We start from the raw sequence: 13,318 nt of genomic DNA, 5'->3' as shown, positions 1-13,318 counted from the left end.
GATCGACATGCTACGTTCACGGCACAACTGCAGGAAGTGCAGTTTCTTCATTCTGACATGAACATGATGCATCCCGATCTGCGCCGTCTCGACCTGAACCTGCTGCTCGCGTTCGACGCGCTGTACCGCCACCGCTCGGTCGCCGCAGCCGCGCACGAGCTGGCGATGAGCCCGTCCGCGCTCAGCCACGCGCTCGCCCGGCTGCGCGAAGCGATCGGCGATGCGTTGTTCGTGCGCCTTGGCAACGAGATGCAGCCGACCGTGCGCGCCGACGACATCGCCACCTGGGCCGGCGACGCGCTCGACACGATGTCGAAGGGGCTCGCCCGCGCACGCCGCTTCGATCCCGCGCAAAGCGACCGCACGTTCGTGTTCGCCGCGAGCGACTACACGGCGTTCGCGGTGCTGCCGGCGTTGCTCGCGCGTATCGAGCAGGTCGCGCCGCGGCTGCGGATCCGCGTCGTCCACTCCGACCGGAAGATTTCGATCGACGAACTCGCGGCCGGCCGCATCGACTTCGCGCTCGGCTATCACGAGGAGTCGGCCGCCGACGCGCCGGGCATCGAGGATTTCGACTGGTTCTCGGACGACTACGTGGTGATCGCGAGCGCCACGCATCCGGACATCCGCCGCCGGCTGACGCTCGACCAGTACCTCGCGGCACGCCACGTGGTCGTCACGCCGTGGAACGAGTCGCGCGGCGTCGTCGACTACGTGCTCGACCGGCTCGGCCTCGCGCGGCAGGTCGCCATGCAGTTGCCGAGCGTGCTGGCCGCACCGTTCGTGATCGCGGAATCGGCACTCCTGATGACGGTGCCGAACCGTGCCGCGCAGGCGCTGCGCCACGCGGCGCCGATCCGCATCTTCCCCGCGCCGTTCGAGATCCCGCGCTACACGGTGAAGGTCTACTCGCACGCGAAGCATGCGCGCACCGATGCGCACCGATGGCTGCGCGCGCAACTGCTCGACGTCCGGCCGGCGGGCGGTTGAGTTCGACGCTCCGGTGCGGCGCGCGGGACGCCCCGCCGCACCAGCGTTTCCGGCACGCCCGGGCAGCGGCGGACCGCCGCCAATTCATTACGAAATACTTACCAATTTCGCGTCTCCGGCGCCTACGCTCGCGCTCCGGCAACGTCAATAGTGGCAATCCTTGACCCACCGGCGCCGAATCCGTGTCTCCCTTGTCTCACAAGGGTTTTCCGGGAATCGACGGCCCCTTGGGCTCCCGCTGCGCACTCTGTTGCATGGCAAATTGGCGACACGTGTTAGTCAAACAACGATTTCCATCGCCACAAAATTGTATTTTTGCTAAATTAGTAACCAAAGTAGCAAAACGAAGTTCGTGAAATGTAGTTTAGCTTCACGACACAACAAGGAGACCCCGCAAGCCGACCCGGCCGCGCGGGACCGCTCAACGGTTTTCCGTCCGCTTGCCCGCGTGCCGCGCTTACCGGCTCTGCACGAGGTCTCCCTGGTTATCCCGCTTTTCGCTTTTGCCCGGCGCTCGCTGCTCCGGGCATCTCGTGCAGTCTGGGTTGACTTTTTGACAGGGTATGGAGGAGATGATGAAGAAAGCTTTGGTCGCGGCCGCGCTGATGGCTGCTGGGGTGGTTACGGCGCACGCGCAGAGCAGCGTCACGCTGTATGGTCGCCTGGATGCCGGCCTTGAGTACCTGAACGGCCTGCAGAACGGCCACCAAGTGCGCGCGGAAAGCGGCGACTGGGGCACGAGCCTGTGGGGCTTGAAGGGCAGCGAGGACATCGGCGGCGGCAACAAGGTCCTGTTCCACCTCGAAGGCGCGTTCAACACGATGACGGGCGGCTTCAGCGGCTCGATCTGGGATCGTTTCGCGACCGTCGGCATCTCCAACGACCGCTACGGTACGCTGCTGCTGGGTCGCGAACTCGCGATCGCGAACGGCGTGTGGGACTTCGATCCGCTGGGCCAGTCGAGCTGGTCGTCGGCATCGCTCGTGCGCGGCCGCAACTGGAACAAGACCAGCAACAACGTGTCGTACCAGTCGCCGCAGTTCTACGGCCTCGACTTCTACGGCCAGTTCGCGTTCTCGAACTCGACCAGCTTCAACGGCAACACGACGGCTGGCCAGCCGGGCCGTGCAGCCGGCGCACAGGTCACGTACACGAACTCGCTGTTCCAGTTGCGCGGCATCTACGACGAAACGCGCGACAGCAACGGCCGCTTCTCGGACGTGTTCAACTACTCGCGTGAATACTTCGCGGGCCTGAACGTGTTCCTCGGCCAGTTCAAGCTGCAGGCGGCTTACCAGTCGTCGCACGCGGACGGCAGCGGCGGCCCGGCCGTCAACAACGGCATCACCGGCACCCAGCAGGTCTGGGGCGGCGTGACGTGGCAGGCCACGCCGGCGGCAGCGCTGATCGCGGCCGTGTACCACGTGAACGCCAACCACGGCGGCGGCAACGCGAACATCTACACGGTCGGCGGTTCGTACAACATCTCGAAGCGCACGCTGTTCGACGTGCAGGTCGCGACGGTGCGCAACAGCTCGACGGCCAACTTCGGCCTGAACGCGAACGGTGCAGGCACCGCCGTGTCGACGGGCAACCCGCATCCGGGCGGCAGCCAGACCGGCGTCTACGCCGGCATCCAGCACCTGTTCTGATCAGGCGCCGTCCAGAGAACGATTCGACAACACTTTCCACGCTGCTGCGAGAGGCGCGTATCGGTGCGGTACCCACCCGGGTATCCGCACCGTTTTTTATTGGCGGCCCGGAATCGTGCGATCCGCGGCCCGATCTGCCCGCTCTGCCGAACGGGCCCGATGCGGCGCTCAGACCGCCGCTTCGTTCTCTTCGCCGGTGCGGATGCGGATCACGCGCTCGACGTCCGACACGAAGATCTTGCCGTCGCCGATCTTGCCCGTGCGCGCCGCGCCGATCACCGCGTCGATCACCTGGTCGACCTGCGCTTCCGCGACGACCACCTCGATCTTCATCTTCGGCAGGAAGTCGACCACGTATTCGGCGCCGCGATACAGCTCGGTGTGCCCCTTCTGGCGGCCGAAGCCCTTCACTTCCGTCACGGTCAGGCCGGTGAGGCCCACTTCGGCGAGCGCTTCGCGGACTTCGTCCAGCTTGAACGGCTTGATGATGGCGGTGATGCGTTTCATGATGGTTGTCCCTCAATGCTCGTTTGGATGAAAAATCGCGATCCCGATTTTAAGCCGTAAGTGTAAGCCGTAAGCCGGCCAGCCGCGCACGGCGCGGCACGGCTCAGTCGAGACGTTCGGTAAAGCGTGACGTGATCGGATAGCGCCAGTCGCGCCCGAACGCGCGATGCGTGACGCGAATGCCGATCGGCGCCTGGCGGCGCTTGTATTCGTTGATCTTGATGAGCCGCGTCACGCGCGCGACGTCGGCCTCCGCATAGCCGGCCGCGACGATCTCCGCGAGCGGCCGGTCCTCCTCCATGTACATCCGCATGATCGCGTCGAGCACGTCGTACGGCGGCAGGCTGTCCTGGTCCGTCTGGTTCTCGCGCAGTTCGGCCGACGGCGCGCGCGTCAGGATCCGCTCGGGGATCACGTCGCGCAGCCCGTAGTCTGCAGTGGCGTTGCGATAGCGGCACAGCCGGTAGACCAGCGTCTTCGCGATGTCCTTGATCACCGCGAAGCCGCCGGCCATGTCGCCGTACAGCGTGCAGTAGCCGACCGCCATCTCGCTCTTGTTGCCGGTCGTCAGCACGATCGAGCCGAACTTGTTCGACAACGCCATCAGCAGCGTGCCGCGGATGCGCGCCTGGATGTTCTCTTCCGTCGCGTCCTCCGCGCGGCCCGCGAACTCGCCCGCGAGCGCCGTGCGGAACGCGTCGAACATCGGCGCGATCGCGATCTCGTCGTAGCGCACGCCGACGCGCCGCGCCATCTCCGCCGCGTCGGTGGTCGAGATGTCGGCCGTGTAGCGCGACGGCATCATCACCGCGCGCACGCGCTCGGGCCCGAGCGCGTCGCAGGCAACCGCGAGCACCAGCGCCGAATCGACGCCGCCCGACAGCCCGATCAGCACGCCGGGGAAACCGTTCTTGCCGATGTAGTCGCGCACGCCGGTCACGAGCGCGCGATAGACCTGCGCGTCGACCGGCAGCTCGGGCGCGATCGTGCCGGGCAGCGGGCGCGCGCCGTCGAATTCGACGATCGCGTGCCCTTCGTCGAACTGCGGCATCTTCGCGACGAGCGCGCCCTCACCGTCGAGCACGAACGAGCCGCCGTCGAACACGAGCTCGTCCTGGCCGCCGACGAGGTTCACGTACACCATCGGCAGCCCGGTTTCGCGGATCCGCGCGCGCAGGATGTCGATGCGCAGCGCTTCCTTGTTCATGTGGTACGGCGAACCGTTCGGGATCAGCAGCACCTGCGCGCCGGCGGTCTTGGCGATCTGCGCGGCCGACGCATGCCATGCGTCCTCGCAGATGATCACGCCGTATCTGACGCCGTCGAGCTCGAACACGAGCGGCTCGGTGTCCGTCGCGAAGTAGCGCTTCTCGTCGAACACGTCGGCGTTCGGCAGATCCTGCTTGCGGTAGGTGCCGACGATCTCGCCGCCGACGATCAGCGACACCGCGTTGTAGGTGTCGGCCGGCGGCACGCCGCGCTCGATCGGGCGGTTTGCATTACCATCGACGGCTGGCGCGTGCGGAGCGCCGCCCGACGGATCGCCGCCCGCGCTCCGCAACGGATGGCCGACCAGCACCGCGAGCCCGTCGAACGCACGCAGCGCATCGGCGAGCGCGTCGAGCGCGGCGGCGGCCGCCGTGTAGAACGCGGGCCGCAGCAGCAGGTCTTCCGGCGGATAGCCGGACAGCGCGAGTTCGGGCGCGATCATCAGGCGCGCACCATCGTTGTGCGCGGCGCAGGCGGCGGCGACGATCCGCGCGACGTTGCCGGCGAAATCGCCGACGGTGACGTTGATCTGGGCGAGAGCGAGTCGGGTCTTCATGACGGGATCGGCGCAGCCCGGCGGCGCGCCCTGAACGGCTGACGAAAACGCCTCGGAAGCGGGCCACGGCGGCACGCATCCGGCGGCATCCAACAGTACGGATTCACGCTTGAAACACGAACGCATCGATTATCGCACGGGCATCCTGTCGTCCCCCGCGGAGGTGCCGGCCGACGAATGGAACGCGCTGCTCGAGCGCGACGCGCAGCCGACGCCGTTCCTGCGCCACGAATTCCTCGACGCGCTGCACGTCGCGCGCTGCGCGGTCGACGACACCGGCTGGTCGCCGCACTTCGTCACGCTGACCGACGCGCGCACGGGCCGGCTCGCGGCGGCCGCGCCCGTCTACGCGAAACAGCATTCGTACGGCGAATACGTGTTCGACTGGGCGTGGGCCGACGCATACCAGCGCAACGACCTGCCCTACTACCCGAAACTGCTGTGCGCGGTGCCGTTCACGCCCGTGCAGGGCACGCGTCTGCTCGCGGCCGACGACGATGCGCGCCGCCAGCTCGCGGCCACGCTGCTCGCGTTCGCCGAGCAAAGCGACGTGTCGTCGCTGCACGTGCTGTTCCCGACCGGCGACGAGGCGCGGCTGCTCGAGTCGATGGGGATGATGCTGCGCGAAGGCGTGCAGTTCCACTGGCTCAACGACGGCTACCGCGACTTCGACGAGTTCCTCGGCACGCTCGAGCAGAAGAAGCGCAAGAACATCCGCGCGGAACGGCGCAAGGTGCGCGATGCCGGCGTCACGTTCCGGCGGCTCGCCGGCGAGCAGATCACCGACGCCGACTGGCGCTTCTTCTCGCGCTGCTACCGGCAGACCTACCGCGAGCACTATTCGAGCCCGTACCTGAATCTCGACTTCTTCCGCGCGATCGGCGCGACGATGCCGGAGAACCTGCTGCTCGTGATCGCCGAAGCCGACGGCAAGCCGATCGCAAGTTCGCTCGCCGTCTACCGGCGCGGCGCGAACGGCAGCGGCGGCACGCTGTACGGCCGCTACTGGGGCGCGCTCGAGCACGTGCCCTGCCTGCATTTCGAAACGGCCTACTACCAGTTGCTCGAATTCTGCATCGAGGCCGGGCTCGACACGTTCGAGGGCGGTGCGCAAGGCGAGCACAAGCTCGCGCGCGGCTTCCTGCCGACCGTCACGCATTCGGCTCACTGGCTCGCGCACCCGGCGTTCTCCGATGCGGTCGCGCGCTTTCTCGAACGCGAGACCGAGCATATCCACGCGTACGTCGACGAGCTGCGCGAGCACGATCCGTTCCGGCGGGGGCCGTGACGGCGGGCGCGAATCATGTCGCTTGCGGCGGCGCGCGCCAATTCTGAGACACTGACGGCTTCGCATCCCGCCGCCTCCCCATGTCCTGGTTTCTGTATCTGATCGAGTGTGCCGACGACAGCGTCTACACCGGCATCACGACCGACGTCGCCGCGCGCTTCGACGAGCACGCATCCGGCAAGGGCGCGCGCTATACGCGCTCGCGCAAGCCGCGCGCGGTGCTCGCGTCGTTCCCGCTGCCCGACCGGTCGATCGCGTCGCGCGCCGAGTACTGGGTGAAGCGGCTCACGGCCGCGCAGAAACGCGAGCTGGCGGCAGGATTGCGGACGCTGGAATCGGTGCTGCCGGCTGTGGTGACGGTCGACGGGGAAGTCGATGCGGACGGTTCGAAGGCCGGCACGCGGCGGCGGAAGAAAGTGAAGAAGGCGCCGCAGCCCGCCGAAATCGCGATGCAGGCGGCCGAAACGGAACAACCCGTCAAGAAAGCCGCGAAGGCCGGTAGTGACGGGAAAGCAACCCGGTCCGGCAAGACCTTGAAGTCCGTGCAAAGCGCGCAGGCTCGTGCGAAGACGAAGGCAGTTCCAGCCAGCAAGCGTGCGACGAACGGCGACGCTGCCGAAGCAAGAAAGGCCGCGTCGCGCAGCACGGCGGCAAAGCAGGACAAGCCTGCCGTCAACTCGACGCCGAAACGGAAAGCGCCGGCGGCCGGCGGCAAGTCCGTCGCGAAGGCACGCGCCGGCAGCGCTTCGACATCGCCGGCGCGCCGCGGTGCGTCGGCCGGAAAAGCCAGAACCGAAGCCGTCGAAGCCGCTGCTCCGGCCACCACCAAGCGCGGCGCAACGGGCGCAACTCGATCAACCGGCTCAACGCGAGCGAAGCGTACGAAAACCACGCCGAACGCCGCCGCCCTGCCCGCGCCCGCCCGCACACGAAAGAACACCACCAACGGCGCCAAACCGCGCACAAAACAAAACCGCGCGGCCTCCTGAGGAGACACGCGCGGTTTGCGTTCCGAACGAGCCGGCCGCAAGGCCGGCCAGCCGGCTTACTTCGTGTAGTTCGCGGCGCCGTCGGCGATTTCCTTGTGCGCGGCGTCGATGCCGGCCCAGCCCTCGACCTTCACCCACTTGCCCTTCTCGAGCGCCTTGTATTGCTCGAAGAAGTGCTTGATCTGGTCCTTCAGGTACTCGGGCACGTCGTCGATCGACTTCAGGTTCGCCGTCATCGGGCAGACCTTGTCGTGCGGCACGGCGACGAGCTTCGCGTCGACACCCGACTCGTCGGTCATCTGCAGCATGCCGAGCACGCGCGAACGCACGATCGAGCCGGCCAGCAGCGGGAACGGCGTGATCACCAGCACGTCGACCGGATCGCCGTCGCCCGACAGCGTCTGCGGGATGTAGCCGTAGTTCACCGGATAGCGCATGCCGGTACCGATGAAGCGGTCGACGACGAGGAGACCCAGCTCCTTGTCCGCCTCGTACTTCACCGGATCGCTTTGCGCGGGGATCTCGATGATCACGTTGAAATCGTGCGGCAGGTCCTTGCCGGCCGGAACATGATTGAAGCTCATAGCGCTCTCTGTTGGTCGATGGAATTCGGGACAGGGCGCCGCGGCCGTTGCACCGCCGCGGGCGTCCCCGCAGGGAATGCGCCATTATAGCCAATCGATCGGTGGCGTCCGGATGACGATCGGCGCGATAATCGTTCCGGATGTCCGGCCACCGAACCCCGGGTGATGTTGCATGGAACCCGAGCACGGGCTGTAACGCCAAGCCGGGTCGACCGCGAAGCATGGGACCCGAGTAGGCGCTGAAGCACCAACCCGGATCGACCGCGAAGCATGGGACTCGAGTAGGCGCTGAAGCACCAACCCGGGTCGACCGCGAAGCATGGGACTCGAGTAGGCGCTGAAGCACCAACTCGGGTCGACCGCGAAGCATGGGACCCGAGTAGGCGCTGAAGCGCCAACTCGGGTCGACAGGAGCACGCATGGAAGAAGCGAAGCACTTCATCGCAGGCGAATGGACGTTGCCCGCGCAACTGGAGACGATTCCGGTCGTCGACCCGTCCGACGGCCAGCCGTTCGCGACGATCGCGCGCGGCACGGCGCCCGACATCGAACGCGCGGTCGCCGCCGCCCGCGACGCATTCGCGGGCCCGTGGGGCGCGGCGAGCGCCGCCGAGCGCGGCCGCGTGCTGATGCGGCTGTCCGCGCGCGTCGCCGACCATCTCGAGGAACTGGCCGCGATCGAGGCACGCGACACCGGCAAGCCGCTGAAACAGGCGCGTGCCGACGCCGCCGCGCTCGCCCGCTACTTCGAGTTCTACGCGGGCGCCGCCGACAAGCTGCACGGCGAAACCCTCCCCTATCAGGCCGGCTACACGGTACTGACGGTGCGCGAGCCGCACGGCGTCACCGGCCACATCGTGCCGTGGAACTACCCGATGCAGATCTTCGGGCGCAGCGTCGGCGCGGCGCTCGCGGCCGGCAACGCATGCGTCGTGAAACCGGCCGAGGATGCGTGCCTGTCGGTGCTGCGCGTGGCCGAGCTCGCCGCCGAAGCCGGGCTGCCGGCCGGTGCGCTGAACGTCGTCACCGGCTACGGCCATGAAGCGGGCGCGGCACTCGCGCGCCACCCCGGCATCGATCACATCTCGTTCACCGGCTCGCCCGCGACCGGCAAGCTGGTCACGCAGATGGCCGCCGAGAACCACGTGCCCGTCACGCTCGAACTCGGCGGCAAGTCGCCGCAGATCGTGTTCGCCGACGCCGATCTCGAAGCGGCGCTGCCCGTGCTCGTGTCGGCGATCGTGCAGAACGGCGGACAGACCTGCTCGGCCGGCAGCCGCGTGCTGATCGAGCGCGCGGTCTACGAGCCGCTCGTCGAACGGCTCGCCACCGCGTTCAACGGGCTGCGGGTCGGCCCGAGCCGCGCCGATCTCGACTGCGGCCCGCTGATCAACGCGAAGCAGCAGCAGCGCGTGTGGGATTTCCTGTCCGACGCGCAGCACGACGGCATTCCGATGGCCGGGCACGGCCAGGTCGTCGCCGATGCGCCCGAAAGCGGCTTCTACCAGGCCCCCGCGCTGCTGCGCGACGTGCCGGCGTCGCACCGGCTCGCGCAGGAGGAAGTATTCGGCCCGGTGCTCGCCGCGATGCGGTTCGTCGACGAAGACGAAGCGGTCGCACTCGCGAACGGCACGCCGTACGGCCTCGTCGCCGGCATCTGGACCCGCGACGGTGCACGCCAGTTGCGTCTCGCGCGCCGCCTGCGTGCCGGCCAGGTGTTCATCAACAACTACGGCGCGGGCGGCGGCGTCGAGTTGCCGTTCGGCGGCGTCGGCCACTCGGGCCATGGCCGCGAGAAAGGCTTCGAGGCGCTGTACGGTTTCACGACGCTGAAGACGATCGCGATCCGGCACGGCTGAACCAGACGAACGCGGCCGGCAACGGACCGGCCGTGTCCCGCGGCACCCTGCACGCATCCAGCACAGGAGACACACCATGCGTTTGAGCGGCAAGACGGCCCTCGTCACGGGCGGCGGTTCGGGCTTCGGCGAAGGCATCGCGAAGACCTATGCGCGCGAAGGCGCGAACGTCGTCGTCAACGACCTGAACGGTGCGGCGGCCGAGCGCGTCGCGAGCGAGATCGCGCTGGCGGGCGGCAAGGCGATCGCGGTCGCGGGCGACGTGTCGCAGGACGCCGACTGGCGCGCGCTGCTGCAGGCCGCGCTCGACGATTTCCATGCGGTGCAGATCGTCGTGAACAACGCCGGCACCACGCATCGCAACAAGCCGGTGCTCGACGTGACGGAAGCCGAGTTCGACCGCGTGTACGCCGTCAACATGAAGAGCCTGTTCTGGAGCGTGCAGACCTTCGTTCCGTATTTCCGCACGCAGGGCGGCGGCGTGTTCGTGAACGTCGCGTCGACGGCCGGCGTGCGGCCGCGCCCGGGCCTCGTCTGGTACAACAGCACGAAGGGCGCGATGATCACCGCGAGCAAGTCGCTCGCGGCCGAGCTCGGCACCGACCGGATCCGCGTGAACTGCATCAACCCGGTGCTCGGCGAGACGGGCCTGATGACCGAGTTCATGGGCTGCGAGGACACGCCGGAGAATCGCCGCCGGTTCCTCGCAACGATTCCGCTCGGCCGCTTCTCGACGCCGCAGGACATCGCGAACGCGGCCCTGTACCTCGCATCCGACGAAGCCGAGTTCATCACCGGCGTCTGCCTCGAAGTCGACGGCGGGCGCTGCATCTAGCCGCACGGCCGTGATGGCGCCGCGCCGGCAGCGCCGGCCGGCGCCGCATCCACGCATCGTCATTGCTTCGCACGACACCGGATCGGGCGCCGCCGCGCCGGCTCCGGCCACCACAAGAAAGGACAGGAGACAACATGGCAACATCGACGCACTCGCTGCCGGGCTCGTCCGGCGCATTCGAGGAAGCAACCTACCGCAAGGTGTCCTGGCGGCTCACGCCGCTCCTGCTGCTGTGCTACGTGGTCGCGTATCTCGACCGCGTGAACGTCGGCTTCGCGAAGCTGCAGATGGCGAGCGACCTGAATCTCAGCGACACGGTCTACGGGCTCGGCGCCGGGATCTTCTTCTTCGGCTATTTTCTGTTCGAAGTGCCGAGCAACATCATCCTGCACAAGGTCGGCGCGCGCGTCTGGATCGCGCGCATCATGGCGACGTGGGGCGTGATCTCGATCCTGACGATGTTCGTCACGACGCCCGCGATGTTCTACGTGATGCGCTTCCTGCTCGGCGTTGCCGAGGCCGGCTTCTTCCCCGGCGTGATCCTGTACCTCACCTACTGGTATCCCGCGCATCGGCGCGGCCGGATGACGACGTTCTTCATGACGGCAGTCGCCTTGTCCGGGGTGATCGGCGGGCCGATCTCCGGCTTCATCCTGAAAGCGTTCAACGGCGTGAGCGGCTGGCACGGCTGGCAATGGCTGTTCCTGCTCGAAGGGATCCCGTCGGTGCTGGCCGGCGTGCTGGTATTCTTCGCGCTCGACGACCGGATCGCGAAGGCCAAATGGCTCACCGACGACGAAAAGGCGCTGCTCACGCGCAACGTCGACGCGGAGGAAGCGACCAAGGAAGACCTACCGCTCGGCGCGGTGATGGCGAGCCCGCGCGTGTGGCTGATGGCGCTCATCTACTTCTCGTTCGTGATGGGGCTGTACGGCGTCGGCTTCTGGCTGCCGACGATCATCAAGGCGACCGGCGTGACCGACACGTTCATGATCGGCCTGCTGTCGGCGGTTCCGTATGCGGCGGCGGTGGTCGCGATGATCCTGATCGCGCGCAGCGCGGACAAGCGCCGCGAACGACGCTGGCACCTGGCGATTCCGGCCGCGTTCGGCGCGCTGGGGCTCGTGCTGTCGGTGATCTGGGCGCACGAGACGGCGCTCGCGATGCTCGGCCTCACGCTCGCGACGATGGGCATCCTGACGACACTGCCGCTGTTCTGGAGCCTGCCGACTGCGTTCCTCGGCGGCACGGCGGCCGCGGCCGGCATCGCGATGATCAACTCGATCGGCAACCTCGCGGGCTTCCTGAGCCCGTACATGATGGGCTGGCTCAAGCAGGCGACGGGCGCCAACGACGCGGGCATGTACATGCTCGCCGGGTTCCTCGTGCTCGGCGGGCTGCTCGCACTGTCGGTGCCGAAGCGGCTCGTCGACAGGTGACGCGGCGCGCCGCGATGCGGTTCGTCGCGAGCGAGGACGACTTGCCGCGCCGGCTCCGCGCGTAGCGCGTCCGGTCCGGCGAGCCGGGAGCGCATAAGAAAAGCCCCGAAGGCCATCCGGCGTTCGGGGCTTTTTTGCGCGCGGCGGGCGAGCGCCGCCGCGTCAGACCACGGTGATCGCGAGCGCGCTTTCGCGGTAGTGCTTCGCCGCCTTGTCGGTTTCGCCGAGATGCTCGAACAGGCGTGCGAGCGCACGGTGCGCACGCACCTTCAGCGCCTCGTTGTCGGCCTGCTTCAGCGCGGCTTCGAGGAACGACTGCGCCTTGCCCCACAGCTGCTGCTGCTGGCAGAGACGGCCGAGCGCGAACAGCAGGTCGGCATCGTCCGGGTGATCCTTCTTCCACCCTTCGGCCTTCTGGATCAGCGGCAGCGCATCGCCGCCGGCCGTGTCCGGATAGCGGCGCAGCAGGCGCGCATCCCAGTTGTGCGCGAGCGCGTCCTCGACGATGCGGCGCGCTTCGGTGCGGCGCTCGAGCGTCACCAGCAGATCGGCCGCGAGATCGGCCAGGCGCGGCGACTGGCGCTCGAGCGGCGACAGCGACTGCCACACCTCGAGCAGCGCGTCCGGGTCGTGCCGGCGTTCGCGCAGCAGGTTCTCCGCCGCCTGCTGGCGCAGCCGCACGGCCGCGGCCGGATGCAGCGCCTCGCGCTTCTCGAGCGCCTTTGCGAGCTTCAGCACCTCGGCCCAGTTCTTCAACTGCTGCTGTGCGCGCAGCGCGACCTGCTGCGCATGGATGCGCTTGCCGCCCGCCTGCAGGTCGGCCAGCGCGGCGAGCGCGCCGTCGGCATCGCGCGCATCCGCGCGCATGTCGGCCGCGGCGAGCAGCCGTGCGTCCTGCCATTCCGGCGCGTCGACCTTCGACAGCCAGTCGTCGCGGCGCGTGTACTCGTGCATCCGGTGCGCGGCGGTGGCCCCGACGAGACTCGCGGCGCCCTGGTTCGCATCGACCGCGAGCGCGTCGCGTGCGGCCTTTTCGGCGCGCGAGAAGCGGCCTGCGTACAGGTTCGCGATCGCGTCGCGCAGCGACGCCTGTGCCTTCTCGTTGCGCGAACGCGCACGATACGCGGCGACCCGCTGCGGCATGCGCCAGATGTTGCGCACGATGCGCAGCAGCGCGTACACGACGATGAACAGCACGACGATGGAGATCACGAACAGGTTCAGCGACACGTCGACCCGGTACGGCGGATAGACGAGCAGCACCTGCCCCGCGTCGAAATGGCCGACGGTGGCGAGTGCCGCGGCGATCGCGAACAGGATCGCGAGCCAGACGATTCCTCGAAGCGTCAT

11 protein-coding genes are annotated in these 13,318 nt (G+C 68.0%); 7 read left to right on the top strand and 4 right to left on the bottom strand.

Going from position 1 to position 13,318, the window contains the following annotated elements; all coding sequences use genetic code 11:
• Positions 1-63 precede the first annotated feature (63 nt).
• Positions 64-990, top strand: coding sequence for a LysR family transcriptional regulator (locus U4Y91_RS08945; RefSeq protein WP_321804764.1), 927 nt, complete (start codon positions 64-66; stop codon positions 988-990).
• Positions 991-1,562: 572 nt separating this feature from the next.
• On the top strand, positions 1,563-2,642 hold the full coding sequence (locus U4Y91_RS08940) for a porin (RefSeq protein WP_044847749.1): 1,080 nt from the start codon (positions 1,563-1,565) through the stop codon (positions 2,640-2,642).
• A gap of 168 nt (positions 2,643-2,810) precedes the next feature.
• Here the strand turns inward: U4Y91_RS08940 and U4Y91_RS08935 are convergent, their stop codons facing one another.
• A complete protein-coding gene (locus U4Y91_RS08935; RefSeq protein ID WP_006398637.1) occupies positions 2,811-3,149 on the bottom strand; it encodes a P-II family nitrogen regulator in 339 nt (112 codons plus the stop codon).
• A 103-nt stretch (positions 3,150-3,252) separates the two neighbouring features.
• On the bottom strand, positions 3,253-4,974 hold the full coding sequence (locus U4Y91_RS08930; protein ID WP_321804763.1) for an NAD+ synthase: 1,722 nt from the start codon (positions 4,972-4,974) through the stop codon (positions 3,253-3,255).
• A gap of 109 nt (positions 4,975-5,083) precedes the next feature.
• Between U4Y91_RS08930 and U4Y91_RS08925 the strand changes: the two genes are divergently transcribed.
• Entirely contained in the window at positions 5,084-6,262 is a 1,179-nt protein-coding gene (locus tag U4Y91_RS08925; RefSeq protein ID WP_321804762.1) for a GNAT family N-acetyltransferase, read from the top strand.
• Positions 6,263-6,342: 80 nt separating this feature from the next.
• Entirely contained in the window at positions 6,343-7,251 is a 909-nt protein-coding gene (locus tag U4Y91_RS08920; RefSeq protein ID WP_321804761.1) for a GIY-YIG nuclease family protein, read from the top strand.
• Between the two features lie 56 nt (positions 7,252-7,307).
• On the opposite strand, the gene ppa is transcribed toward U4Y91_RS08920, so the two are convergent.
• Positions 7,308-7,835 carry an inorganic diphosphatase gene (gene ppa / locus U4Y91_RS08915; RefSeq protein ID WP_321804760.1) on the bottom strand — a complete coding sequence of 176 codons (528 nt, stop codon included), beginning with the start codon at positions 7,833-7,835 and terminating at the stop codon, positions 7,308-7,310.
• A 419-nt stretch (positions 7,836-8,254) separates the two neighbouring features.
• On the opposite strand from ppa, the gene U4Y91_RS08910 reads away from it, so the two are divergent.
• From U4Y91_RS08910 to U4Y91_RS08900, 3 genes are all read left to right on the top strand, one after another.
• Positions 8,255-9,694 (top strand): aldehyde dehydrogenase family protein, encoded by a 1,440-nt coding sequence (locus U4Y91_RS08910; protein ID WP_044847737.1) that lies wholly within the window; start codon positions 8,255-8,257, stop codon positions 9,692-9,694.
• Positions 9,695-9,770: 76 nt separating this feature from the next.
• Positions 9,771-10,529 (top strand): SDR family oxidoreductase, encoded by a 759-nt coding sequence (locus U4Y91_RS08905; protein WP_321804759.1) that lies wholly within the window; start codon positions 9,771-9,773, stop codon positions 10,527-10,529.
• 134 nt (positions 10,530-10,663) lie between these two features.
• The gene (locus U4Y91_RS08900; RefSeq protein WP_321804758.1) at positions 10,664-11,968 is read left to right on the top strand and encodes an MFS transporter; all 1,305 of its coding nucleotides are present in this window, start codon (positions 10,664-10,666) and stop codon (positions 11,966-11,968) included.
• 162 nt (positions 11,969-12,130) lie between these two features.
• Here U4Y91_RS08900 and U4Y91_RS08895 read toward each other — a convergent pair whose 3' ends face one another.
• On the bottom strand, positions 12,131-13,318 hold the full coding sequence (locus U4Y91_RS08895) for a heme biosynthesis protein HemY (RefSeq protein ID WP_257772942.1): 1,188 nt from the start codon (positions 13,316-13,318) through the stop codon (positions 12,131-12,133).

It is taken from the genome of Burkholderia sp. BCC1993 (genome assembly GCF_905339865.1).
Lineage (GTDB): Bacteria > Pseudomonadota > Gammaproteobacteria > Burkholderiales > Burkholderiaceae > Burkholderia.
Note: the sequence above shows the minus strand (reverse complement) of the source record. Positions and strands in the feature narration are given on the sequence as shown.